This is a genomic window from Diaphorobacter limosus (genome assembly GCF_033100095.1).
GTDB classification, from domain to species: domain Bacteria; phylum Pseudomonadota; class Gammaproteobacteria; order Burkholderiales; family Burkholderiaceae_C; genus Alicycliphilus; species Alicycliphilus limosus.
Genome location: NZ_CP136921.1, coordinates 308,498 through 330,067, shown reverse-complemented (window position 1 = coordinate 330,067; position 21,570 = coordinate 308,498). Strand labels below are relative to the sequence as shown.

The 21,570-nt window shown below is 66.4% G+C and carries 23 protein-coding genes and 1 tRNA gene; 3 read left to right on the top strand and 21 right to left on the bottom strand.

Annotated features, from left to right (window positions below; all coding sequences use genetic code 11):
* Positions 1 to 69: 69 nt before the first annotated feature.
* From P4826_RS01625 to P4826_RS01610, 4 genes are all read right to left on the bottom strand, one after another.
* Positions 70 to 765 (bottom strand): hypothetical protein, encoded by a 696-nt coding sequence (locus P4826_RS01625; RefSeq protein ID WP_317702271.1) that lies wholly within the window; start codon positions 763 to 765, stop codon positions 70 to 72.
* A 105-nt stretch (positions 766 to 870) separates the two neighbouring features.
* A complete protein-coding gene (locus P4826_RS01620) occupies positions 871 to 1,152 on the bottom strand; it encodes a BrnA antitoxin family protein (RefSeq protein WP_317702270.1) in 282 nt (93 codons plus the stop codon).
* Positions 1,139 to 1,417 (bottom strand): BrnT family toxin, encoded by a 279-nt coding sequence (locus P4826_RS01615; protein ID WP_317702269.1) that lies wholly within the window; start codon positions 1,415 to 1,417, stop codon positions 1,139 to 1,141. The genes P4826_RS01620 and P4826_RS01615 overlap by 14 nt, the downstream gene beginning before the upstream one ends.
* Before the next feature lie 20 nt (positions 1,418 to 1,437).
* Positions 1,438 to 2,796, bottom strand: coding sequence for a tyrosine-type recombinase/integrase (locus P4826_RS01610; RefSeq protein ID WP_317702268.1), 1,359 nt, complete (start codon positions 2,794 to 2,796; stop codon positions 1,438 to 1,440).
* Between the two features lie 175 nt (positions 2,797 to 2,971).
* On the opposite strand from P4826_RS01610, the gene P4826_RS01605 reads away from it, so the two are divergent.
* A tRNA-Ser gene (locus tag P4826_RS01605) sits at positions 2,972 to 3,038 on the top strand.
* Between the two features lie 54 nt (positions 3,039 to 3,092).
* Here P4826_RS01605 and P4826_RS01600 read toward each other — a convergent pair.
* The 17 genes from P4826_RS01600 to rpsB form a co-directional block, all read right to left on the bottom strand.
* Positions 3,093 to 3,476, bottom strand: a complete 384-nt coding sequence (locus P4826_RS01600) for a single-stranded DNA-binding protein (protein WP_317702267.1) — start codon at positions 3,474 to 3,476, stop codon at positions 3,093 to 3,095.
* A gap of 25 nt (positions 3,477 to 3,501) precedes the next feature.
* The gene (locus P4826_RS01595) at positions 3,502 to 4,278 is read right to left on the bottom strand and encodes a TrmH family RNA methyltransferase (RefSeq protein WP_317702266.1); all 777 of its coding nucleotides are present in this window, start codon (positions 4,276 to 4,278) and stop codon (positions 3,502 to 3,504) included.
* Positions 4,275 to 4,910, bottom strand: coding sequence for a ribonuclease HII (gene rnhB, locus P4826_RS01590; RefSeq protein WP_317702265.1), 636 nt, complete (start codon positions 4,908 to 4,910; stop codon positions 4,275 to 4,277). The genes P4826_RS01595 and rnhB overlap by 4 nt, the downstream gene beginning before the upstream one ends.
* Positions 4,885 to 6,033 carry a lipid-A-disaccharide synthase gene (lpxB, locus tag P4826_RS01585; RefSeq protein ID WP_317702264.1) on the bottom strand — a complete coding sequence of 383 codons (1,149 nt, stop codon included), beginning with the start codon at positions 6,031 to 6,033 and terminating at the stop codon, positions 4,885 to 4,887. Before lpxB ends, rnhB begins: the two co-directional genes overlap by 26 nt.
* A 16-nt stretch (positions 6,034 to 6,049) precedes the next feature.
* Positions 6,050 to 6,850 carry an acyl-ACP--UDP-N-acetylglucosamine O-acyltransferase gene (gene lpxA, locus P4826_RS01580; protein WP_317702263.1) on the bottom strand — a complete coding sequence of 267 codons (801 nt, stop codon included), beginning with the start codon at positions 6,848 to 6,850 and terminating at the stop codon, positions 6,050 to 6,052.
* Positions 6,850 to 7,293, bottom strand: coding sequence for a 3-hydroxyacyl-ACP dehydratase FabZ (fabZ, locus tag P4826_RS01575; RefSeq protein WP_317702262.1), 444 nt, complete (start codon positions 7,291 to 7,293; stop codon positions 6,850 to 6,852). The genes lpxA and fabZ overlap by 1 nt, the downstream gene beginning before the upstream one ends.
* Positions 7,290 to 8,288, bottom strand: coding sequence for a UDP-3-O-(3-hydroxymyristoyl)glucosamine N-acyltransferase (gene lpxD / locus P4826_RS01570; protein WP_317702261.1), 999 nt, complete (start codon positions 8,286 to 8,288; stop codon positions 7,290 to 7,292). Before lpxD ends, fabZ begins: the two co-directional genes overlap by 4 nt.
* A gap of 28 nt (positions 8,289 to 8,316) precedes the next feature.
* The gene (locus P4826_RS01565; RefSeq protein ID WP_317702260.1) at positions 8,317 to 8,841 is read right to left on the bottom strand and encodes an OmpH/Skp family outer membrane protein; all 525 of its coding nucleotides are present in this window, start codon (positions 8,839 to 8,841) and stop codon (positions 8,317 to 8,319) included.
* Positions 8,841 to 11,138 carry an outer membrane protein assembly factor BamA gene (gene bamA, locus P4826_RS01560; protein WP_317702259.1) on the bottom strand — a complete coding sequence of 766 codons (2,298 nt, stop codon included), beginning with the start codon at positions 11,136 to 11,138 and terminating at the stop codon, positions 8,841 to 8,843. The genes P4826_RS01565 and bamA overlap by 1 nt, the downstream gene beginning before the upstream one ends.
* 44 nt (positions 11,139 to 11,182) lie before the next feature.
* Positions 11,183 to 12,544, bottom strand: coding sequence for an RIP metalloprotease RseP (rseP, locus tag P4826_RS01555; protein ID WP_317702258.1), 1,362 nt, complete (start codon positions 12,542 to 12,544; stop codon positions 11,183 to 11,185).
* Positions 12,545 to 12,647: 103 nt separating this feature from the next.
* Positions 12,648 to 13,823 (bottom strand): 1-deoxy-D-xylulose-5-phosphate reductoisomerase, encoded by a 1,176-nt coding sequence (gene ispC, locus P4826_RS01550; RefSeq protein ID WP_317702257.1) that lies wholly within the window; start codon positions 13,821 to 13,823, stop codon positions 12,648 to 12,650.
* A gap of 3 nt (positions 13,824 to 13,826) precedes the next feature.
* Complete coding sequence (locus P4826_RS01545; protein ID WP_317702256.1) at positions 13,827 to 14,675, bottom strand: phosphatidate cytidylyltransferase; 849 nt, start codon at positions 14,673 to 14,675, stop codon at positions 13,827 to 13,829.
* A gap of 42 nt (positions 14,676 to 14,717) precedes the next feature.
* The gene (uppS, locus tag P4826_RS01540) at positions 14,718 to 15,473 is read right to left on the bottom strand and encodes a polyprenyl diphosphate synthase (protein WP_317702255.1); all 756 of its coding nucleotides are present in this window, start codon (positions 15,471 to 15,473) and stop codon (positions 14,718 to 14,720) included.
* Between the two features lie 46 nt (positions 15,474 to 15,519).
* Complete coding sequence (frr, locus tag P4826_RS01535; RefSeq protein WP_317702254.1) at positions 15,520 to 16,080, bottom strand: ribosome recycling factor; 561 nt, start codon at positions 16,078 to 16,080, stop codon at positions 15,520 to 15,522.
* Between the two features lie 39 nt (positions 16,081 to 16,119).
* Complete coding sequence (pyrH, locus tag P4826_RS01530; protein ID WP_317702253.1) at positions 16,120 to 16,842, bottom strand: UMP kinase; 723 nt, start codon at positions 16,840 to 16,842, stop codon at positions 16,120 to 16,122.
* Between the two features lie 51 nt (positions 16,843 to 16,893).
* On the bottom strand, positions 16,894 to 17,787 hold the full coding sequence (gene tsf, locus P4826_RS01525) for a translation elongation factor Ts (RefSeq protein WP_317702252.1): 894 nt from the start codon (positions 17,785 to 17,787) through the stop codon (positions 16,894 to 16,896).
* Positions 17,788 to 17,961: 174 nt separating this feature from the next.
* The gene (rpsB, locus tag P4826_RS01520) at positions 17,962 to 18,714 is read right to left on the bottom strand and encodes a 30S ribosomal protein S2 (RefSeq protein ID WP_317702251.1); all 753 of its coding nucleotides are present in this window, start codon (positions 18,712 to 18,714) and stop codon (positions 17,962 to 17,964) included.
* 190 nt (positions 18,715 to 18,904) lie between these two features.
* Between rpsB and P4826_RS01515 the strand changes: the two genes are divergently transcribed.
* Together P4826_RS01515 and P4826_RS01510 are read left to right on the top strand one after the other, a co-directional pair.
* Positions 18,905 to 20,251, top strand: coding sequence for an amidase (locus P4826_RS01515; RefSeq protein WP_317702250.1), 1,347 nt, complete (start codon positions 18,905 to 18,907; stop codon positions 20,249 to 20,251).
* Between the two features lie 48 nt (positions 20,252 to 20,299).
* Positions 20,300 to 21,547, top strand: coding sequence for an FAD-dependent oxidoreductase (locus P4826_RS01510; protein ID WP_317702249.1), 1,248 nt, complete (start codon positions 20,300 to 20,302; stop codon positions 21,545 to 21,547).
* The last annotated feature ends 23 nt before the right edge of the window (positions 21,548 to 21,570 follow it).

Here is a 21,570-nt window from a genome sequence, read left to right as displayed (position 1 = left end):
CGAACACCCCGCAAACCCGCATGGATGCTTGCTTTCGCGGGGCAAGCCCTTGCCCCGGTTTTGCTTGCCCTATTTGCCCCGGCGCGGTGCCGTCGATAGCTGTTTGCCCTTGGCGCTTGATATGCCCTTCAATGCGTGGCGCTTGATGTACGCACCAGACAACGGCTTCCCATCGGCGCCCACGATGTCAGCCGCGCGGAACCCGCGTGCAATTTCGTCGGCTATGTCTTGCTGCGACGGAAAATTGTCACGCTCATGGCGCGCCTGAACTATTTCGCGTGCGCGTTTTTGTGCCTGCTCAATCCACTCAGGCGGGGCTTTGGACTGCTGCGCAGGCGCTGCGGCATGGGGCTGTGCAGGCTGGCGTTCTCGCGCTGCAACACGCACGATGGCGGCTGCGCCCTGGTTGACTGTCAACCCTCGCTGTTGAGCCACGTCCAGCCAGTCACGCAATGACCGACGTGTTCGGCTGTGCTCTGCCTCATCCTCGAAAACGCGCGCCATCCGTAGAACGTCCGCGCCATCGGGCAGGGCATTGCCGAACTGGGTTTTCGCGCCCTCCGGGTTCTGCCCATTCAGAAACCTCGCAGCCTCAAGTGGGGATGCGTTCCTCATGCCCGTCCATGCGGTTACTACATCCTCGCCCCATCGTGCGCAAAAGTATCCGCCTGAAAATGCGGCTTCATCGGCCTCGGTGGATTCGGGTCGACCGCCCTCGTTCAATCCTTGCGGCTGTGCATCGATGGCAACTTTTTTCGTCGTCATGGCAACCCTCCCGGCTGCAACTCCCTCGATAGGTGCCCCAGCAGGCCAGCGGGAGGAACTGGCTTTTCAGCAGGATTGCAGCCCTGCCTAGCTGGGGCGAAACTGTCAGGCGTGCGCGTGCAACCAGTCTTTCAAAGCGGCATTGATGCGGGTTTGCCAGCCATCGCCGGTTGCCCTGAACCGCTCCAGCACCTCCACGTCAAGGCGTAGGGTCACCTGGGCTTTTGTGCCACTGCCCAGCGGGCGGCCCCGGCGTGCCAGCGGTTTTGCCTGTTCCCATTCGGCATCGGTGAATGGCATGGCGTCAGGGTCTGCCAGCGCAGCGGCGGTAATGGCTGCATCCTCGGCAGGCGTCGGCATGATGGTTCCGGCTTTAAGTTTCGGCATAGCGTTGCACCTCTCGGTTGTTGGCTTTGCGCAAGCTGATGATTCGGCGCTCGGTCGGCTGCTCGGGCGGGCGGTCAACAAACACCACGGCCATGATGCGCAGGCCGATATAGCCCAGTGCCACCATGCGGGGCTCGCCATAGTCCCGGCGCTTGTCAGGCCACACCACGGCGGTTTCCCATTCAAAGCCCACGGCATCCCGCAATGAAACGCCATGCTTTGCCCGGTTCGCTTCATCCTTGTCCGGGTCGAACGTGATGTTCATGTGCTTTATTGTAGTTATGTTTATTGGCTATTGCCATGGGCAACAATGCGCAGCTTGCCGGGTTCTGCCTGGGCATCCAGCTGCACACCGGCCAGCGCCAGGATATGGGCCTCGATTTGCGCGCTGTATGGGCGCAGGGCATCAATGCTGCGCGGGCGGTAGCCCTCGGCAACGGCGCTTGGGCGATGGCCCATGATTTGCGCGATGGCCCCAGCAGGTGCCCCGGCGGCCTCGCCCAGCAGCGAAAACGAACGGCGCAACCCGTGGAACGTCAGGTGTCCAATTCCCGCCCTTTGCAATGCCGTGGCATGGCTTGCGCGGGCGTCGGTAATGCGCCCTGCCTTGCCCGTGCTGGCAAACACGAACGGGCCTTGCCTGGGCAGCGTTGCCAGCAGTTGCGCCAGGTAGGGCGACAGCGGGATGGTTCGGGAATCGCTGGCCTTGTCGGCAATGGTCAGCTTGCGCCACTGAAAATCCACGTTCGCCCAGGTCAGGGCGGCCACTTCCTCCCGGCGTGCCCCGGTCAGCAGCAGGGCGCGCAGATAAGCGCTTGCGGTGCGGTTGCCCAGCTCGTCCACGCACTGCCACCATGCGGCCACCTGGGCAGCCTCAAGGCAATCCGTGCGGCGCGTGGTGCTGGGGGCCAGGTTCTCCACGATGGCGGGCGCCTTGCCCGCATCGCGGTCGGTCAGGGCGCGGTACTCCGGGCGCGAAGCACACCAGCGCAGGAACCCACGGAACATCATCAGGGCGCGGGTTGCTTGGTGCCTGCCTGCCTGGGCTTCGCGCTCAAACCAGACTTGCAATGCATCCTCGGTCACGCCAGCCAGGGGCAGCGCCAGCAGGGGATGCAGCGGCCCCGGCCTTGTCACGCCCTGCCCTCGCTTCTTGGGTTCGCCCCCTGGGGCTGCCATGGCCTCCAGGTCGGCACGGTAGCGCGGCTTCCATGCCTCTTTGCGCTTGGGCTTGCCGTTTTCCAGGTACAGCGGCCATATCGCGCCCACGGTCACGGCCTGGGCAGCGGCTGCGGCCTGTTCTGCGGCGGCGGCGGCCTGTTGCTGGCGCTCCTGCTCGTTCGGGTTGATGCCCGCGTCAATCAGCACGGCCAGGCGTCGGGCTTCGGTGCGCGCCTGCTCAATCGTCCAGGCGCGCACGTCGCCTATGGTGCGGCGGATGGTTTGCCGGTTCAGCTTGGCTTCAAAGACGAACGCCTTGTGCCCGGTGTTGGTCACGCGCACGCGCAGCCCCGGTGCCTTTGCGTCGCGCAGGAACGCCTGAGCCTTGGAGTCGGTGCGGCAGGTCAGGCGCTCGATAGCCCCGGCGGTCAGGTCTATGACCCTGGTGGTGTCGGGTACATCGGTCTTGCGTGGTCGAACCATGATTGATGCCCTTTTGTCATCGCGTGTAGCCACGGTGTAGCCACCGTGTAGCCACTGTGTAGCCAAAAATCCCCAATTTTGGGGAATATCAATCAACACGCCACCTGTTTTTTTGTCCAGCAAAACACGGATAACGTGTTGATTTATATTGATTCTATCAGCATCAATCAACAGTGCCGAATAGTAGTATCCGCTCATTCGTAATGAGAAGGTCGCGTGTTCGATTCATGTCTCCGGCACCAAATGAAAGGCCCTGATTCGCAAGAATCAGGGCCTTTTTGCTTTGCTGCCTGCCGTCAGAAGTCCAGTGGCTCGCCATCGTCCATGGACTGCTGCCGCGCCTGTGGAGCGGCGCTTTGCTGCATGGCACGGCGCTTGTGCGTGACGTGGTAGGCGGTCAGCACGCGCGCGACCACCATGTCCAGCGCCGGGCGGTGTTGGCCCTCGCGATCGGTCCAGACCTTGGGGGTGATGCTGCCGGCCACGGCCAAGCTGTCCCCGGCAACCAGCGCCAGCAGCGCTTCCACCGACGCCTCGTCGAAGGCAATGCAGTTGACGAACAGGCTTTGGCCGTCGCCACCGGCGGCCGTCATCTTGGCCGTGGCATAGGTTTTACCGGTCTTGCTGGTGCGCTGCTCAGGGTGGGCGTGCAGCTTGCCGGATATCAGGGCGTCAATCATTGGTTTGGCGTACTTGCCGGGCCGTTCAGCCACGCGCCGCAGCGCTGGCATGCAGGCAGATGGCGGCGGCGGCGCCGACGTTGAGCGACTCCTCGCCGCCCGGTTGGGTGATGCGGATGTGCTGGCGCGCGCGCAGCTGCAGCTCGGGTGAAACGCCCTGCCCTTCGTGGCCCATGATCCAGGCGCAGGGCCAGGGCAAGGCGGCACGGTGCAGCCAGTCGCCCTGGTGCGAGCTGGTGGCCAGCAGCGGCACGGCCAGGCGGTCGATGTCCTGCAGTTCCAGGCCTTCCAGCAGGCGCAGCGCAAAATGCGCACCCATGCCGGCGCGCAGCACCTTGGCCGACCACAGGGCCGCCGTGCCCTTGAGCGCGGCGATCTGCGTGAAGCCGAAGGCCGAGGCGCTGCGCAGTATGGAGCCCACATTGCCCGCATCCTGCAGGCGATCCAGCACCACCGTGGGCGCTTGCGCATCCAGCCCCTGCTCGACCGGCAGCGGCAGCACGAAGCCCATGCGCGCAGGTGATTCGAGGCCGCTGATGTCCCGCCACAGGGCATCGGGCATCACTATTGTTTTAATAGCTGCTTGCGCATATTCAGCGGGCGCAAGAGGCCAAAAACTTTCAGAAAACACCGCAATGGCCGGACGCTGGCCACGCACCAGGGCGGCGCCGCACAGATGGTCGCCCTCCAGCCACACCCTACCCTGCTTGCGGTAGGCCGTACTGTCCAGGGCCAGGCGCCGCAGATCCTTGAGCAACGGGTTGTCACGCGACTGGATGAGGGTGGGCTGCTGGCGCGTCATGGTTGTGCGGGCGCAGCCTGCAGGGCGCGCGCCACGAGGGAAAAGGAGCGGCGGTGCTGCGGGCAGGCGCCATGCGCCTGCAGGGCTGCCAGGTGTTCGGCCGTGCCGTAGCCCTTGTGGCCGGCAAAGCCGTATTGCGGATATTGGTCGTGCAGCTGGGCACACCAGCGGTCGCGCGTGACCTTGGCGACGATGGAGGCGGCCGAGATGGCGGCCACCTTGGCATCGCCCTTGACGACGGCCTCGGCCGGAACATCCAGCACAGGCAGCCGGTTGCCGTCCACCAGCGCCAGACGGGGTTTGAGGCGCAGGCCCTGTACGGCGCGGCGCATGGCCAGCATGGTGGCCTGCAGAATGTTGAGCCGGTCTATCTCTTCCACGCTGGCTTCGGCAATGCTGCAGCAAAGGGCCTTGGCGCGGATCTCATCGAACAGCCGCTCGCGGCGCGCCGCCGTGAGGGCCTTGGAGTCGGCCAGGCCGGCAATGGGCTGCAGTTCGTCCAGGATGACGGCGGCGGCGACCACGGGGCCGGCCAGCGGGCCGCGGCCGGCCTCGTCCACGCCGGCAACCAACAGGCCGGGCGCATGCCAGTTGAAGTTGCCCTGCTCAAGCCAGGATTTCTTGGATGGCATTGGCGGCCAGTCGTGGCGTGTCGCGTTGCAGCTCTTCATGCAGCGCGGTGAAACGTTGATGCAGCGCGTCCAGGCGCGCCGGCGGCGCGTCCAGCCACTGCTGCACCGCACCCGACAGGGCCTCGGGCGTGGCAGCGTCCTGCAGCAGCTCGGGCACGACGAAGTCGCGGCACAGGATGTTGGGCAGGCCCACCCAGGGCTGCAGCTGCTTGCCACGCATCAGGCGCCAGCTGATGGGGTGCATGTGGTAGGCAATGACCATGGGGCGCTTGAACAGCGCCGCCTCCAGCGTGGCCGTGCCGCTGGCGATCAGCGTCACGTCGCAGGCGGCCAGCACCTGGTGCGACTGGCCGGTGACAATCTGCAGCTGCTCCAGCACGCCGCAGTCGCGCGCGATCTGCTCGATGCGCGCACGCAGTGCGGGCACCGCAGGGACTACTATTTTGATAGCATTCCGCGCTTTACTGATAAGCGCTGCGGCCTGAAAAAATGGTTTTGCGATGTAGGCGACCTCGGCCGATCGGCTGCCGGGCAGTATCGCCAGCACCTCGTCCTGCGGTGCCAGACCCAGCTGGGCGCGTGCGGCCAGCTTGTCCGGCTGCATGGGGATGACGCTGGCCAGCGGGTGCCCCACATAGGTGGCGGCTATGCCATGGCGCGCCAGCAGCTCGGGCTCGAATGGAAAGATGCACAGCACATGGTCGGCCGCGGCGCGGATCTTGTCCACGCGGTTGGCGCGCCAGGCCCAGATCGACGGGCAGACAAAATGCACGGTCTTCACGCCGGAGTTGCGCAGATCGGCCTCCAGGCCCAGGTTGAAGTCGGGCGCATCCACGCCTATGAACACATCGGGCCTGTCGGCCAGCAGGCGCGTGCGCAGTTGTTTGCGGATCTTCAGGATGCCCAGCAGGCGCCGCACCAGCTCGATGCTGTAGCCATGCACGGCCAGGCGTTCGCTGGGCCACCAGGCGTCAAAACCACGCTCAGCCATGCGTGGCCCGCCTATGCCCATGCTGGCCACACCGGGCCACTGGGCGCGCAGGCCGTCGAGCAGCAGGCCGGCCAGCAGGTCGCCCGAGGTTTCACCGGCCACCATGGCAACGCGGGGAGAGATGCCAGCCATTGCGCCGGAAAAAATATCAGCGCGCAATGCCGCGCTGCGATGCGGCGATGAAGTCGCGCAGCAGGGCGATGTCGCCATCGGCCTCAGGGTGCTGCTGCGGCAGCTCGGCCATGGCCGAGAGTGCCGCCTCCAGCGTCAGGCCCTGGCGGTACAGCAGGCGGTAGGCCTGCTTGATGGCGGCCACGCGCTGCGCCGAGAAGCCGCGCCGGCGCAGCCCTTCCAGGTTCAGACCGCGCACGGCCAGCGGGTTGCCGTCCACCATCATGAAGGGCGGCACATCCTGAGAGATATGGCTGGCAAAGCCCGCCATGGCATGCGCGCCTATGCGGGAATACTGGTGCACCCCCGTCAGCCCGCCGATGATGACCTGGTCGCCGACCTGCACATGGCCGGCCAGCGTGGCGTTGTTGGCCAATATCACCTGGTTGCCCACCACGCAGTCGTGCGCAATGTGCACATAGGCCATGATCCAGTTGTCGTCACCGATACGGGTCACACCCTGATCCTGCACCGTGCCGGTGTTGAAGGTACAGAACTCGCGGATGGTGTTGCGGTCGCCAATCTCCAGGCGCGTCGGCTCGCCGGCGTACTTCTTGTCCTGCGGCGCGGCGCCCAGCGAGGCGAACTGGAAGATGTGGTTGTCCGCGCCTATCGTCGTGTGGCCCTCGATCACGCAGTGCGGCCCGACGCTGGTGCGCGCACCAATGCGCACGTTGGCGCCGATGATGGCGTACGGCCCCACCGTGGCGCTGGGGTCGATCTGCGCCCCGGCCGCGACGATGGCCGTGGGGTGGATGTGGCTCGCGGGCTGCTGCATCAGCCGCCGACGTTGCGCATGGTGCACATGAGCTGCGCCTCGCAGGCCACCTCATCGCCCACACGGGCCACGCCGTTGAACTTCCAGACACCGCCGCGCACGCGGTCGATGGTGATTTCGAGGATCAGCTGGTCGCCCGGCTCCACCGGGCGCTTGAAGCGTGCGCCGTCGATGCCGACAAAGTAGTAGATGTTGTTCTCGTCGGGCACCTGGCCCATGGCGTCGAAGGCCAGCAGGCCGGCAGCCTGGGCCAGCGCCTCAAGAATCAGCACGCCGGGCATGACCGGGCGGCCCGGGAAATGGCCGGTGAAGTATGGTTCGTTGAAGGTGACGTTCTTGATGGCCCGGATGCGCGTGTTGCGCTCGAGCTCCACCACCCTGTCCACCAGCAGGAAGGGATAGCGGTGCGGCAGTTGCTTGAGGATTGCGTGAATGTCCATCATTGTTGTGTGGCGCTCTGGTCGCCTTGTCGTGCTTGTTCAAGGGCCTTGATGCGTTCGCGCAGCTTGTACAGCTGCCGCAGCGTGGCCGCGTTCTTTTCCCACTTGGAATTTTCGTCCATGGGGAACACCCCGGTGTACTGCCCGGGCCGTGCAATCGAATGCGTGACCACCGTGTTGGTGGAGACATGCACATTGTCCGCCAATTGCAGGTGCCCGACGATGGACGCCGCCCCCGCAATGGTGCAATGCGCCCCTATGCGCGTGCTGCCGGCCACGGCCGAGCAGCCCGCCATGGCGGTGTGCCGACCGATGTGCACGTTGTGCGCGATCTGGATCAGGTTGTCCAGCTTGACGCCGTCCTCAATCACCGTGTCCTCGAGTGCGCCGCGGTCTATGCATGTGTTGGCGCCTATCTCCACATCGTCGCCAATGCGCACCGCGCCCAGCTGCTCGATCTTGATCCACTCGCCCCGCTGGCGCGCAAAGCCAAAGCCGTCGGCGCCTATGACCACGCCCGGATGCACCAAGCAGCGCGCGCCCACGCGGCAGCGCTCGCCCACCGTGACGCGGGACTTGAGCACCGTATGTGCACCGATCACGGCCCCGCGCTCGACCACGCACAGCGGGCCTATCGTGGCCGTCGGGTGGACCCGGGCCTGCGCGTCGACCACCGCGCTGGCATGAATGCCGGGCACCGGGGCCTGGCCTTGCGCGCGCACCCACAGCTGGGTGACGCGGGCAAAGTACGCATAGGGGTCATCGGTGACGATGCAGGCGCCGCGGGCCAGCGCCGCGGCGCGCATGGCCGGCGCCACAATCACGCAGGCCGCCCGTGAGGCGGCCAGCTGCGACTGATAGCGCGGGTTGTTCAGAAACGCCAGGTCGCCCTCACCGGCCGTCTCCAGCGGTGCTATGCGCTGGATTTGCGTGTCTGCGCTGGCTCCTTCAAGGCTGCCCCCGAGTGCATCGACGATTTGCCCGAGCCGCAAACTCACGCCTAGCCTGTATTGGTGCGCCCGCGCTTTACTTGCCGGAGTTGCCGGCAGCGTTCATGGCCTTGATCACCTTGTCGGTGATGTCGTGCTTGGGGTTGATGTACACCGCTTCCTGCAGGATGACGTCGTACTTCTCGGCCTCGGCCAACTGCTTGACGACCTTGTTGGCGCGCTCGAGCACCTGGCCCAGTTCTTCGTTCTTGCGCGCGCCCAGGTCTTCCTGGAACTCGCGGCGCTTGCGCTGGAAGTCACGATCCTGATCGACCAGCTGACGCTGGCGCGTCACGCGCTGGCTCTCGGCCATGGTGGGGGCCTCGCGCTCGAATTTCTCGGTAGCGCTCTTCAGGGCATTGCCCATGTCCACGAGCTCTTTCTCGCGCTTGGAGAACTCCTGCTCCAGCTTGGCCTGCGCCGTCTTGGCGGTGTTGGCCTCGCGGAAGATACGGTCGGTATTGACGAAGCCGGCCTTGAACTCCTGGGCCTGGGCAGGCACGGCAGCGGCCAGGGAACCCAGCAGAAAAACCAGGGGAATATGGCGGGAAAGAGATTTCATTAGAAGGACGTTCCGATTTGGAATTGCAGTTTCTGGATTCTATCGCCGGCAAACTTGCGCACCGGCTGCGCATAGGCCAAACGCAGCGGGCCCAGCGGAGAAATCCAGCTCAGGCCCAGGCCCGCGGAAGCGCGCAGCTCGCTCAGCTCCCAGTTGTCATTTTCACCGTAGACGTTGCCGGCATCGACGAAGGCAAACCAGCGCAGCGTGCGGTCATTGCCGGCGCCGGGGAACGGCGCAATCAGCTCGGCGTTCAGCGTGACTTTCTTCGGGCCGCCCAGCGAGGCGCCGGTCACGTCACGCGGGCCCAGCGTACCCTGGTCGAAGCCGCGCACCGAACCCAGACCGCCCGAGTAGAAGTTCTTGAACACCGGGAAGGGCTGGCCATTCATGCCCTTGCCCAGGCCCAGCTCGCCATTGAAGGCAAAGGTGTACTGCTTGTTCAGCGGAATGTATTGCTGGTACTGGTAGTTGCCGCGGATGTAGCGCGCGTCGCCGGCCACGGCCCACTCGGTATTCAAGCGCTGGTAACGGCCGGAGTTGGGCGCCAGCGCGCTGTCGCGGTTGTCGCGTGACCAGCCGATGGTCAGCGGCAGCGACCAGCTGGTGTCGCCAAATTCGCGTGCATAGGCCAGATAGGCGGCAGGGATGTTGGTGCCGGACTTGATCTGTGTCTGCTCCAGGCCGCCACCGAAAAACACGGTGTCGTTCTCGCTGAACGGCACGCCAAAGCGCACGCTGGCGCCGGCCGTGACCAGTTCGTAGTCGCCGCCCTGGTGCTGGTAGGGCTTGGCCGTGCGGTAGTACAGATCCAGCGTGCGCGAGATACCGTCCTGCGTGAAATACGGGTCGGTGGTGGAGAACACCAGCGTGCGGCGGTACTTGCTGGTGTTCACATCCACGCCCAGGTAGTTGCCCGAGCCAAAGACGTTTTCCTGCTTGATGCCGAAGGACAGCGAGACCTTCTCGGCGCTGGAAAAACCCGCGCCCAGCTGCAGCGAGCCGGTGGGCTTTTCGACCACGTTGATGACCAGGTCCACCTGGTCGGGCGACCCGGGCACCTCCTGCGTCTCGACGTTGACCTCGGTGAAGAAGCCCAGGCGGTCGACGCGGTCGCGCGACAGCTTGATCTTGTCGCCGTCGTACCAGGAGGCCTCGTACTGGCGGAACTCACGGCGCACCACGGCGTCGCGCGTGCGGTTGTTGCCGCTGACCTGGATGCGGCGCACATAGGCGCGGCGCGCGGGCTCGGCGCGCAGCACCAGGGCCACGCGGTTGTTCTCGCGGTCGATCTCGGGCACGGCCTCGACGCGCGCGAAGGCAAAGCCGAAGTTGCCAAAATGGTCGGTGAAGGCCTTGGTGGTTTCCGCCACCTTGTCGGCGTTGTAGGGCTCGCCGGGGCGGATGGTGATCAGGGACTTGAACTCGTCGTCACGATCAAGGTAGCTGCCCTCCAGCTTCACACCCGAGACGACGTAGCGCTGGCCCTCGGTGACGTTGATGGTGATGGAGATGTCCTGCTTGTCCGGGGAGATGGCTACCTGCGTGGAGTCGATGCGGAACTCCAGGTAGCCGCGCGCCAGGTAGTAGGAGCGCAGCGTCTCCAGATCCGCATTGAGCTTGGCGCGCGCGTAGCGGTTGCTCTTGGTGTACCAGCTCATCCAGCCACCCGTGTCCTGGTCGAACAGGCCCTTGAGCGTGGATTCGCTGAAGGCCTGGTTGCCGACGATGCGGATGTCCTTGATTTTGGCGGGTTCGCCCTCGGTCACCGTGAAGGTCAGGTTGACACGGTTGCGCTCTATCGGCGTGACGGTGGTCACGACCTCGGCGCCATACAGGCTCTTGTTGATGTACTGGCGCTTGAGCTCCTGCTCGGCGCGGTCCGCCAGGGCCTTGTCGAACGGGCGGCCTTCGGTCAGGCCCACGTCGCGCATGGCCTTCTTCAGGGTGTCCTTGTCGAACTCCTTGGTGCCGGCAAATTCGACGTCGGCGATCGTCGGGCGCTCCTCGACCACCACCACCAGCACATTGCCGGTGGCCTCCAGGCGCACGTCCTTGAACAGGCCCAGGGCAAACAGCGCGCGGATCGCGGCGGCGCCCTTCTCGTCGTTGTACTCGTCACCCACGCGCAGCGGCAGCGACGCGAAGATGGTGCCGGGCTCGACGCGTTGCAGGCCCTCGACGCGGATGTCCTGCACCTTGAAGGGCGCCAGCGCCCAGGCGGCTTGGGTGGCAAAGGCCATGGCCACAAGGGCCGATGCGGTGCGCACGCCCAGGCGATTGATGTGTTTTCTCATGAGTGAAGCTGAAGCCGCCGCTACCGCGCAGCAGCGGCAAAAAGTTAGCCAAATAGCCGGGTGAGATCGTTGAACAGGGCAATGGACATCATCAGCAGGAGCACCGCGACGCCCCCGCGCTGCAGCCGTTCCATCCAGGCGTCGGATACGCTGCGCCCGGTCAGAGCCTCCCAAAGATAATACATCAGGTGCCCACCGTCCAAGACCGGCAGCGGCAGCAGGTTCAGCACCCCCAGGCTGACGCTGATGAGGGCCAGAAACGCCAGGTATTGCGTCAACCCCATGCTGGCCGAGCGGCCCGCATAGTCGGCAATGGTCAGCGGCCCGCTGAGGTTCTTGACCGAAGCCTCGCCGATCACCATGCGGCCCAGCATGCGCAGCGTGAGCACCGACACCTCCCAGGTGCGCTCGGCGCCCTTCCACAGGCCCTCGGCGGCGCCGTAGCGCACGTTCACCATCTCGGGCGCTGCGCCCACATAGGCGCCTATGCGGCCCACGGAGCCACTGGCCTCCTGCACCACATCGGCTTGCACCAACAGATCCAGCTGCCGGCCATCGCGCTCGACGCGCCAGGCCAGTGCCTGCGGCTGGCCGCCGCGCCCGCTGGCGCGGATCAGCTCGCGCAGCTGGCTGCCGTCAACCACATCGCCGGAGCCAACGCGCAGCACCAGGTCACCGGCGCGCAGGCCGGCGCGCTCGGCCGCGCCACCGGCCACCAGCTCGCCCAGCACCGGGCGCGTCCAGGGGCCGACGATGCCAATCCTGCGAAACAGGTGCGCATCGGCCTCGCGCACCTCCAGCTTGTTCAGCGGCAGCACCAGCTCACGCTGGGCCGAGCCACGCTGTGGCTGGAACTGCAGGCGCACGCTCTCGCCATCGAGGGCGCCACGGGTGAGCGTCCAGCGCAGATCCTCAAACGAGCGCACGGGCTCGAAGTCACCCTCGCCCAGGGCGGCGCCAAGCACCAGCTCGCCCCCGTGCAAGCCGGCCTGCTGCGCGATGGAGCCGGCCACGGGGCTGGCCAGCACGGCCTTGGGCTCGTCCACCCCACTCCAGTTGACGGTGGCATACAGCAGCACAGCCAGCAGCAGGTTGGCCATCGGCCCGGCGGCGACGATGGCCGCGCGCGCGCGCAGTGGCTGGGTGTTGAAGGCCAGATGGCGATCTTCAGCGGCGACGGGTGCCTCGCGCTCGTCGAGCATGCGCACATAGCCGCCGAGCGGAAACGCACCGATGACGAATTCTGTCGGCGAGCCCTGGCGCTGCCAGCGCAGCAGCGGCCGGCCAAAGCCCACCGAGAAGCGCAGCACCTTCACGCCGCAGGCAACCGCCACGCGGTAGTGGCCGTACTCGTGCACGGCTATCAGTACGCCCAGTGCGACGATAAAGGCGGCGATGGTGAGCATGCTGGGGCTTCCTTAAAAAAACATAGCTGCTGGCGCTTCATAAACAACGATTCCATCATCAAAACGATTTGAAACCCTTATTTATCAAGCGCTGGCAGCTCACTTAATTGAGTCGCTGCGCCAGTTCCTGCGCCACGGCGCGGGTCTCGGCATCCAGTGCCAACAGGGCGTGCAGCGTATCCGGATTGGAGGGCTGGACGGCCGCCAAAGTTGCAACATTCAGCGCATGGATCTGATCGAAGCGTATGCGCTGCTGCAAAAAGGCCTCCACCGCCACCTCGTTGGCCGCATTCAGCACCGCCGTAGTGCCGGGCGCGGCAGCGAGTGCCTGCCAGGACAGGTGCAGGCCGGGAAAGCGCCGCGCATCCGCCTCCTCGAAGGTCAGCGCCGCCAGCTGCGTGAAGTCCAGCAGCGGAGCCCCGCTGGCGATGCGCTCAGGCCAGGCCAGGCCGCAGGCAATGGGCACGCGCATGTCGGGCGTGCCCAGCTGGGCAATGATGGAAGCGTCCTTGAACTGCACCATCGAATGGATGATCTGCTGCGGGTGGATGACCACCTTGATGTGCTCGGGCGCCAGGTCGAACAGCCAGCGCGCCTCTATCACCTCCAGCGCCTTGTTCATCATGGTGGCCGAGTCGATGGTGATCTTGCGCCCCATAGAGAAGTTGGGGTGGGCGCAGGCCTCCTCTATCGTCACGGAGCGCAGCGTGGCCGGGTCGCGCGTGCGAAACGGCCCACCCGATGCGGTGAGCAGGATGTGATCGACGCGCCGCGCCCAGGTGGCCGGGTCTTCGGGCAGGCTCTGGAAGATGGCCGAATGCTCGCTGTCTATGGGCAGCAGCGTGGCGCCGCCCTGGCGCACCGCCGCCATGAAGACCGCGCCACCGACGACGAGGGCCTCCTTGTTGGCCAGCAGCAGGCGTTTGCCGGCGCGCGCTGCCGCCAGACAGGGCGCCAGGCCGGCGGCGCCGACGATGGCGGCCATGACGGCGTCCACCTGGTCGTGTGACGCTATTGTTTCAAGAGCATCTGGCGCTTGTAACACATGCGTTGACAGGTCATTTTGCTTTAACCTTTCGGCCAGCAGGCGGGCATGCGGGGCGCTGGCCATGACGGCGTAGCGCGGGCAAAATTGCGCGCATTGCGCCAGCATCAGATCCACCTGCGTGGCCGCGCTCAGGGCAAAGACTTCGTAGCGATCCGGGTGGCGCGCCACCACGTCCAGGGTGTTGGTGCCTATGGATCCGGTGGATCCGAGCACGGTCAGGCGTTGCTTCATGCGTCAGGAATAGTGAGAAAGCATCATGGCCAGTGGCAACGTGGGCAAAAGCGCATCGATGCGGTCGAGCACGCCGCCATGGCCGGGCAGCAGGCCGCTGCTGTCCTTGACACCGGCGCTGCGCTTGATGAGCGACTCCACCAGGTCGCCAACCACGCTCATCGCCGCCATGAACAGCGCGCCGATCAGCAGCAGCCACCAGCCGCGCCGCGCCAGGTGGGTGTACAGGCTGGGCACGGCGGTCTGCCAGTGGGCGTCAGCCCATACCCAAGCCAGAGCCAGCGCCAGCACACCAGCCATGCCGCCCCAGACACCCTCCCAGCTCTTGCCCGGGCTGATGCTGGGCGCCAGTTTGCCCTTGGTGAAGCGCAGTCCGAAGGCGCGGCCGGCAAAGTAGGCAAAGATGTCGGCGGCCCAGACCAGGGTCAACACCGACAGTAGAAAGTTGATGCCTGCCACGCGTGCCTGGGCCACGGCCAGCCAGGCCAACCACAGTGCCAGCACGCCACCGACGATGCGCAGGGCGCGCGGCACGCGCGGCCAGCCGTCCACACCCACACGCAGCAGCCAGGCACCGCCCAGCACCCAGGCGGCGCCGCCCAGCGTCCACAGCCAGGGCAGCGCAAGCTGCAGCCAGCCCGCCGCCCAGCTCAGCGAGCACAGGGCCAGGCACAGCGCGCCCAGCACGAGGCTGGCACCGTGGCCCAGGCCATTCAGGCGGCCCCATTCCCAGGCGCCCGCGGCCATCATCACCAGCGTGACCACGGCAAACGGCACGAACGAGGGATAGAACAGCGCCGGCAGCAGTATGGCCAGCAGAACCAGGGCGGTGATGACACGTTGCTTGAGCATCCAAGCCCTTTCGCGAAATGAAAATGCGGCGCACCGCGCCGTTCAGGCGCGCAGCGGGTCGGGTTGCGCCGGCTGCAGTTGCTCGGAGGTCAGGCCAAAGCGGCGCTCGCGCGCGGCGTAGTCGGCAATCGCCGCGTCCAGGGCGGCCTCGTCAAAATCGGGCCACAGGCGATCGCTGAAGTACAGCTCGGAATAGGCGGCCTGCCACAGCAGAAAGTTGCTGATGCGCTTTTCGCCGCCGGTGCGGATCAAGAGGTCGGGGTCGGGCACATGGGACATGCCCATGGCGCCGTGCAGGCTGGCCTCGGTGATGGGCTCGCCGCGCGCGGCCAGCGTGGCGGCGGCCTGGGCGATGTCCCAGCGGCCGCCGTAGTTGAAGCAGACGTTGAGCGTCATGCGCACGTTGGCCGCGGTAGCCGCCTCGGCCTGCTCCAGCGCAGCGCGCATGCCCGCCGACAGGCCGGCGCGCTCACCGACGAAGCGCAGGCGCACGCCATCCTTGGTGAGCTGCGGCACCTCGCGCACCAGCGCCTTGCCCATCAGCTCCATCAGGCCGGAGACCTCGTCAGGCGGGCGGTTCCAGTTTTCGGAAGAGAACGCAAACACCGTCAACACGCGCACGCCACGCGCCACACAGGCGCGCACGCAGCGGCGCAGCGACTCCACGCCCTGGCGGTGCCCAGCTAGGCGCGGCAGAAAGCGCTTGGTGGCCCAGCGGCCATTGCCATCCATGACGATGGCAATGTGCTGCGGCCCGTGGCTGCCGTCAGGCGTTGTGCGTTGTGCGTTGTGCGTCATGGTTTCGGGCGCTGCACGCTGAACGCTCAACGCCCAACCTTTTCCATCAGATCGCCAGGATGTCCTGCTCCTTGGCCGCGACCAGGGAGTCGATCTCTGCAATGTGCTTGTCGGTGGTCTTCTGGATGTCGGCCTCGGCACGCTTTTGCTCGTCCTCAGAGGCGAGCTTGTCCTTGACCAGCTTCTTCACGGCCTCGTTGGCGTCGCGGCGCAGGTTGCGCACGGCCACCTTGGAGTTCTCGCCCTCGTTGCGCGCCAGCTTGGTCATCTCCTTGCGGCGCTCCTCGCTCATGGGCGGCATGGGCACGCGGATCAGGTCACCGAGCGACGCCGGGTTCAGGCCCAGGTCACTCTCGCGAATGGCCTTCTCGATCTTGGCGCCCATGTTCTTTTCCCAGGGCTGCACGCTGATGGTGCGCGCGTCCAGCAGGGCCACGTTGGCCACCTGCGACAGGGGCACCATGGAGCCGTAGTACTCGACATGGATGGAATCGAGCAGCTGCGGATTGGCGCGGCCCGTACGCACCTTGGACAGGTTGTTCTTGAGCGCGGTGATGGACTGGTCCATCTTCGTGTCCAGGGTCTTCTTGATGTCTGCAATCGTCATGTGAAATCCTTCAGCGGGCAGTACTGCGCGGAAAAACGCTCAAGCGTACACCAAGGTGCCTTCGTCCTCGCCCATCACCACGCGCTTGAGCGCGCCGGGCTTCAGGATGGAGAACACACGGATCGGCAGCTTCTGGTCGCGGCACAGCGCGAACGCCGTCGCATCCATGATGCCCAGGTTGCGCACCATGGCCTCGTCGAAGGTCAGCTTGGCGTAGCGCGTGGCCGTCGGATCCTTCATCGGGTCGGCCGTGTACACGCCATCGACCTTGGTCGCCTTGAGCACCAGCTCGGCGCCGATCTCGGCACCTCGAAGCGCGGCCGCCGTGTCGGTGGTGAAGAACGGGTTGCCGGTGCCGGCGGCAAACACCACCACCTTGCCCTCTTCCAGGTACTGCAGCGCCTTGGGGCGCACATAGGGCTCGACCACCTGCTGGATGTCGATGGCCGACATCACGCGCGCGGTCACGCCCTGCTTGTTCATGGCGTCCGCCAGGGCCAGGGAGTTCATCACCGTGGCCAGCATGCCCATGTAGTCGGCCGTGGCGCGGTCCATGCCCTCGGCACCGCCGGCAACGCCGCGAAAGATGTTGCCCCCGCCAATCACCACCGCCACCTGCACCCCCAGGCGCGTGACATCGACCACCTCCTGCACCATGCGCACGATGGTGTTGCGGTTGATGCCGAAGGCGTCGTCGCCCATCAGCGCCTCGCCAGACAACTTGAGCAGGATGCGCTTGTGGGCTGGTGCGGCGTTGGTCATGGGCTGGTTCTCCGTGAGATTGGGTGAAAGTGGTGACGGGGGCAAGGGCGATCAGGCGCCCTTGGCTGCGGCGACCTGCGCGGCCACTTCGGCGGCGAAGTCGTCGGTCTTCTTCTCGATGCCCTCGCCCACCACGTACATGGTGAAGCCCTTGACGGTGGTGTTGGCGCCCTTGAGCATGGCGGCCACGGTCTGCTTGCCGTCGGCGGCCTTCACGAAGACCTGGTCGGCCAGCGAGACTTCCTTGAGGTACTTCTGCACCGAACCTTCCACCATCTTGGCGGCGATGTCGGCGGGCTTGCCGGATTCGGCGGCCTTGGCGGCGGCGACCGAGCGCTCCTTCTCGATCAGATCGGCAGGCACCTCGGCACTGGTCACGGCCACGGGCTTCATGGCGGCCACATGCATGGCCACGTCCTTGGCGGCCACGGCGTCGCCGTCAAACTCGACCACCACGCCAATGCGCGAGCCGTGCAGGTAGTGGGCCAGGTTGTTGCCGGCAAAGCGCTTGAAGCGGCGGAAGGACATGTTCTCGCCGATCTTGCCGATCAGGCCCTTGCGCACGTCTTCCAGCGTCGGGCCGAAGCCGTCTTGTTCGTAGGCCAGTTGGCCCAGGGCCTCGATGTTGGCAGGGTTGTGCTCGGCCACCAGCTTGGCGGCGGCATTGGCCATGGCGATGAAGCTGTCGTTCTTGGACACGAAGTCGGTTTCGCTGTTGACTTCGATCAGCGCACCCAGGTTGCCGCTGATGCTGGCAGCCACCACGCCTTCGGCCGTGACACGCGAGGCGGCCTTGCCGGCCTTGGTGCCCAGCTTCACGCGCAGCAGCTCCTCAGCCTTGGCCATGTCGCCGTCGGCCTCGGTCAGAGCCTTCTTGCATTCCATCATCGGGGCGTCGGTCTTGGCGCGCAGTTCTGCGACCATGCTTGCGGTAATAGCAGCCATCGGTATTTCTCCAGGTTTCAGTTCGGTTCGTTACAAGATTAATTCCGTTTCCAAATCATGCCTGTCAAGGCAAAGCAACGCCGACACGGGTGATTTAGAAGTGGAACAAGGGCTAAAAAAAAGGGGGCTCACAGGGGCCCCGCTTCTTTTGCGACGCATCGCGCGGCCCGGTATTTAGGCGGCGGAGTCCTGGACTTCCACGAATTCGTCGGAGCCCTCGGCGGCAACCGCCTTGACCACCTCATCCACGGCGTTGGCGCGGCCTTCCAGGATGGCATCGGCGATGCCACGGGCGTACAGCGCCACGGCCTTGGCCGAGTCGTCGTTACCCGGGATCACGTAGTCGATGCCCTCGGGGTTGTGGTTGGAGTCCACCACGCCGATCAGCGGAATGCCCAGCTTCTTGGCCTCGGAGATGGCGATCTTGTGGAAGCCCACGTCGATCACAAAGATGGCGTCGGGCAGGGCGTTCATGTCCTGAATGCCGCCGATGTCCTTTTCCAGCTTCTCGAGCTCGCGGGCGAACATCAGCTGCTCTTTCTTGCTCATGGACTCCAGGCCGGCTTCCTGCTGGGCCTTCATGTCCTTCAGGCGCTTGATCGAGGTCTTGACGGTCTTGAAGTTGGTCAGCATGCCGCCCAGCCAGCGCTGGTCAACGTAGGGCACGCCGGCGCGCTGGGCCTGCTCGGCCACCAGCTCACGGGCCTGGCGCTTGGTGCCCACCATCAGGATGGTGCCGCGGTTGGTGGCCAGCTGCTTGGCGAACTTCTGCGCCTCCTGGAACATCGGCAGCGACTTTTCCAGGTTGATGATGTGAATCTTGTTGCGATGACCGAAGATGAAGGGGGCCATCTTGGGGTTCCAGAAGCGGGTCTGGTGGCCAAAATGGACACCGGCTTCCAGCATTTCGCGCATGGTGACGGACATGAAAGTACTCCGAAGGTTGGGTCTAAAATCCAGCCCCAATAATTGCGCCGTGCAACATGTGTTTCATACATGTACTTTTGCAGGCCACAACACCTTGAAAGGGCTGGTTTGCGATTGGTTTTGCCGCATGACTGGCACCGATCAAAGCCGGGCAGCACTCAGCAAAACCCAAGGATTCTAGCATAGCCTCATGTTGACCGACCTTGTCTCCATGCGCAGCCAGCTGGCTGCCGGGCAGTCCAGCGCCGCCGCAGAGCTGGAGCGCTGCATTGCCGCCGCGGCCAGCCCCGCCTGCGCCCATGTATTTCGCCAGACCTGCCTGGATGAGGCGCGCGCCGCGGCCGCCGCGCCGGGCGTGCAGCTGCTGCCGCTGGCCGGCCTGGCGGTGTCGGTCAAGGATCTGTTCGACATAAAGGGGTTGCCCACGGCCGCCGGCTCCAGCGTGCTGGCCGGCGCCGCGCCGGCCACGGCCGACTGCAGCGCCGTGGCACGGCTGCGCCGCTCCGGCGGCGCTATCCTGGGCCACTCGCAGATGGTGGAATTTGCCTTCTCCGGCGTGGGCGTGAACCCGCATTTCGGCACGCCGGCCGCCCATGACGCGCGCTTTGGCGCATTGACCGGCCCGGCGCGCGTGCCGGGCGGTTCGTCCTCGGGCGCGGGGGTGTCGGTGGCGGCGGGCGCGGCCTTTGTCGGCCTGGGCTCGGACACGGGCGGCTCGATCCGCATCCCGGCGGCGCTCAATGGCGTGGTGGGCTTCAAGAACACGGCGCGCCTGGTGCCCACCGATGGCGCCGTGCCGCTATCGACCACGCTGGACACCGCCTGCGCCATCACGCGCAGCGTGCGCGATGCCATCGTAGTGCATGAAATACTGGCCGCGCGCCGCGTCACGCGCAGCCCGGCGCCGCTGCCGGCCTGGCGCTTGGCCGTGCCTTCCACCCTGTTTCTGGACAGCCTGGATGCCACCGTGGCGGCCGCCTTCGAGCGCAGCCTAGACCAGCTGCGCCGTGCCGGCGCGCAGATCACCGAGATCGCCCTGCCGCAAACTGGCGAGCTGGCCGAGGTCAACGCCACCGGCGGCTTCTCGGCCGCCGAAAGCCATGCCTGGCACCGCCCGCTGCTGCAGCAGCATGCCGCCAGCTATGACCCGCGCGTGCGGGCGCGCATCGAGCGCGGCGCCACGATGAGCGCCTGCGACTACATCAACCTGCAGCATGCACGCCGCGCCTGGATAGCGCGCATGGAAGCGGCCGTGGCGGGCTTCGACGCCCTGCTCTCGCCCACCGTGCCCATCGTCGCGCCCACCATAGCCTCGGTCGCGCCGGGCAGCGAGCGCGACGCCGAGTTCTTCCGCGTCAACGCCCTGCTGCTGCGCAACACCAGCGTGGTCAACATGCTGGACGGCTGCGCCCTGTCGCTGCCCTGCCACCAGGCGGGCGAGCTGCCCGTGGGCCTGATGGTCTGGCACGCGGCGCTGCGCGACGACGCGGTGCTGAACATCGGCCTGTTGATCGAGCAGGAACTACAAAAACAATAGCTATTGGCGCTTACCACACAAGCGCTACAGGCACTTTTAACCATATTCATGCGAATTGCCATCGTGGGCGCCGGCATCGTCGGCGCGGCCACAGCCTATGAACTGGCCACTGACGGCCATGAGGTCACCGTTTTCGAGCAGCGCGGCGCGGCCGCCGAGGAGGCCAGCTTTGCCAGCGCCGGGCTGCTGGCGCCGGCGCTGCTCACGCCCTGGGCGCAACCGGCCATGGGCGCTGGCACCCTGCGCCAGCTCTGGGGCAGCGAGGCCACGCTGCGCCTGGTGCGCGGCGCCGGCCCCTCCGGCCTGGCCTGGCTGTGGCGCTGGGCCCAGGCTGGCCGCAGCCCTGCGGCCGGTGGCCTGCTGTCGGCCCTGCAGCAGCTGGGCCGGTACAGCCTGGCGCGCACCCGCAGCCTGGCCGAGCAACTGGAGGTGGACATAGAAACCAGCCGCGGCGCCCTGGTGCTGCTGCGCCGGCCCGAATGCCTGCAGCGCCTGCAGCCGGCGCTGCAGCTGCTGCGCGAGGCGGGCAGCACCATCACGGACATCGATGCCGACACCGCCCGCCTCATCGAGCCCGGCCTGTCCGCCGACACCCCGCTGGCCGGTGCCCTGCATGCGCCCGATGGCGAGGCCGGCAACTGCCGGCTGTTTGCCCTGGTGTTGCGCCAGGCGGCCCAGAACCTGGGGGCGCAATTCATGTTCGGCAGCGCCGTGCGCGCCCTCACCCACGCCCCCACGGGCCTGCAGATCACCGGCGAGAGCGCCCCCCGGCGCTTCGACGCCGTGGTGCTGTGCGCGGGCCTGGCCAGCGCCGCCCTGCTGCGCCCGCTGGGGCCGCGCCTGCCGCTGCGGGCGCTGTACGGCTACACCATCAGCGCACCGCTGCGCGAGGACACGCACGCGCCGCAGGGCGCCGTGATCGACCCGCTGCACCGCCTGATCATCACGCGCCAGGGCCAGCGCGTGCGCGTCTCGGGCGGCGCCGAGATCGGCCATGGCGGCGGCGCCCACCACGCGCCCACGCTGCAGACCCTGTACCTGGCGCTGTCGGGCTGGTTCCCGGGCGGGGCGCTGACCTCCTCGCCCCAGGTGCAGGTCTGGCGCGGCGCCCGCCCCATGCTGCCCGACGGCGCGCCGGTGCTGGGCGCCAGCGGCGTGGCCGGCCTGTGGCTGAACACCGGCCACGGCGCCTGCGGCTGGGCCCAGGCCTGCGGCAGCGCCCGCGCGCTGGCCGATGCCGTGGCCGCTCGCGCGCCGGCCGTCGATCTGCAACCCTTTGCCCTGACCCGCTTTTGATGCCGGCCGGCCGGCGCCACAAT

Excerpts from the sequence above, each read along its gene's own strand:
- P4826_RS01515 (WP_317702250.1), top strand. The coding sequence starts at position 18,905 with ATGTTGACCGACCTTGTCTCCATGCGCAGCCAGCTGGCTGCCGGGCAG.
- P4826_RS01545 (WP_317702256.1), bottom strand. The coding sequence starts at position 14,675 with ATGCTCAAGCAACGTGTCATCACCGCCCTGGTTCTGCTGGCCATACTG.
- P4826_RS01595 (WP_317702266.1), bottom strand. The coding sequence starts at position 4,278 with ATGACGCGCCAGCAGCCCACCCTCATCCAGTCGCGTGACAACCCGTTG.
- rpsB (WP_317702251.1), bottom strand. The coding sequence starts at position 18,714 with ATGTCCGTCACCATGCGCGAAATGCTGGAAGCCGGTGTCCATTTTGGC.
- P4826_RS01600 (WP_317702267.1), bottom strand. The coding sequence starts at position 3,476 with ATGATTGACGCCCTGATATCCGGCAAGCTGCACGCCCACCCTGAGCAG.
- frr (WP_317702254.1), bottom strand. The coding sequence starts at position 16,080 with ATGACGATTGCAGACATCAAGAAGACCCTGGACACGAAGATGGACCAG.
- P4826_RS01625 (WP_317702271.1), bottom strand. The coding sequence starts at position 765 with ATGACGACGAAAAAAGTTGCCATCGATGCACAGCCGCAAGGATTGAAC.
- P4826_RS01565 (WP_317702260.1), bottom strand. The coding sequence starts at position 8,841 with ATGAAATCTCTTTCCCGCCATATTCCCCTGGTTTTTCTGCTGGGTTCC.
- P4826_RS01615 (WP_317702269.1), bottom strand. The coding sequence starts at position 1,417 with ATGAACATCACGTTCGACCCGGACAAGGATGAAGCGAACCGGGCAAAG.
- bamA (WP_317702259.1), bottom strand. The coding sequence starts at position 11,138 with ATGAGAAAACACATCAATCGCCTGGGCGTGCGCACCGCATCGGCCCTT.
- P4826_RS01620 (WP_317702270.1), bottom strand. The coding sequence starts at position 1,152 with ATGCCGAAACTTAAAGCCGGAACCATCATGCCGACGCCTGCCGAGGAT.
- uppS (WP_317702255.1), bottom strand. The coding sequence starts at position 15,473 with ATGACGCACAACGCACAACGCACAACGCCTGACGGCAGCCACGGGCCG.
- lpxB (WP_317702264.1), bottom strand. The coding sequence starts at position 6,033 with ATGGCTGGCATCTCTCCCCGCGTTGCCATGGTGGCCGGTGAAACCTCG.
- rseP (WP_317702258.1), bottom strand. The coding sequence starts at position 12,544 with ATGCTCACCATCGCCGCCTTTATCGTCGCACTGGGCGTACTGATAGCC.
- P4826_RS01610 (WP_317702268.1), bottom strand. The coding sequence starts at position 2,796 with ATGGTTCGACCACGCAAGACCGATGTACCCGACACCACCAGGGTCATA.
- fabZ (WP_317702262.1), bottom strand. The coding sequence starts at position 7,293 with ATGATGGACATTCACGCAATCCTCAAGCAACTGCCGCACCGCTATCCC.
- rnhB (WP_317702265.1), bottom strand. The coding sequence starts at position 4,910 with ATGCCATCCAAGAAATCCTGGCTTGAGCAGGGCAACTTCAACTGGCAT.
- pyrH (WP_317702253.1), bottom strand. The coding sequence starts at position 16,842 with ATGACCAACGCCGCACCAGCCCACAAGCGCATCCTGCTCAAGTTGTCT.
- tsf (WP_317702252.1), bottom strand. The coding sequence starts at position 17,787 with ATGGCTGCTATTACCGCAAGCATGGTCGCAGAACTGCGCGCCAAGACC.
- ispC (WP_317702257.1), bottom strand. The coding sequence starts at position 13,823 with ATGAAGCAACGCCTGACCGTGCTCGGATCCACCGGATCCATAGGCACC.
- P4826_RS01510 (WP_317702249.1), top strand. The coding sequence starts at position 20,300 with ATGCGAATTGCCATCGTGGGCGCCGGCATCGTCGGCGCGGCCACAGCC.
- lpxA (WP_317702263.1), bottom strand. The coding sequence starts at position 6,850 with ATGCAGCAGCCCGCGAGCCACATCCACCCCACGGCCATCGTCGCGGCC.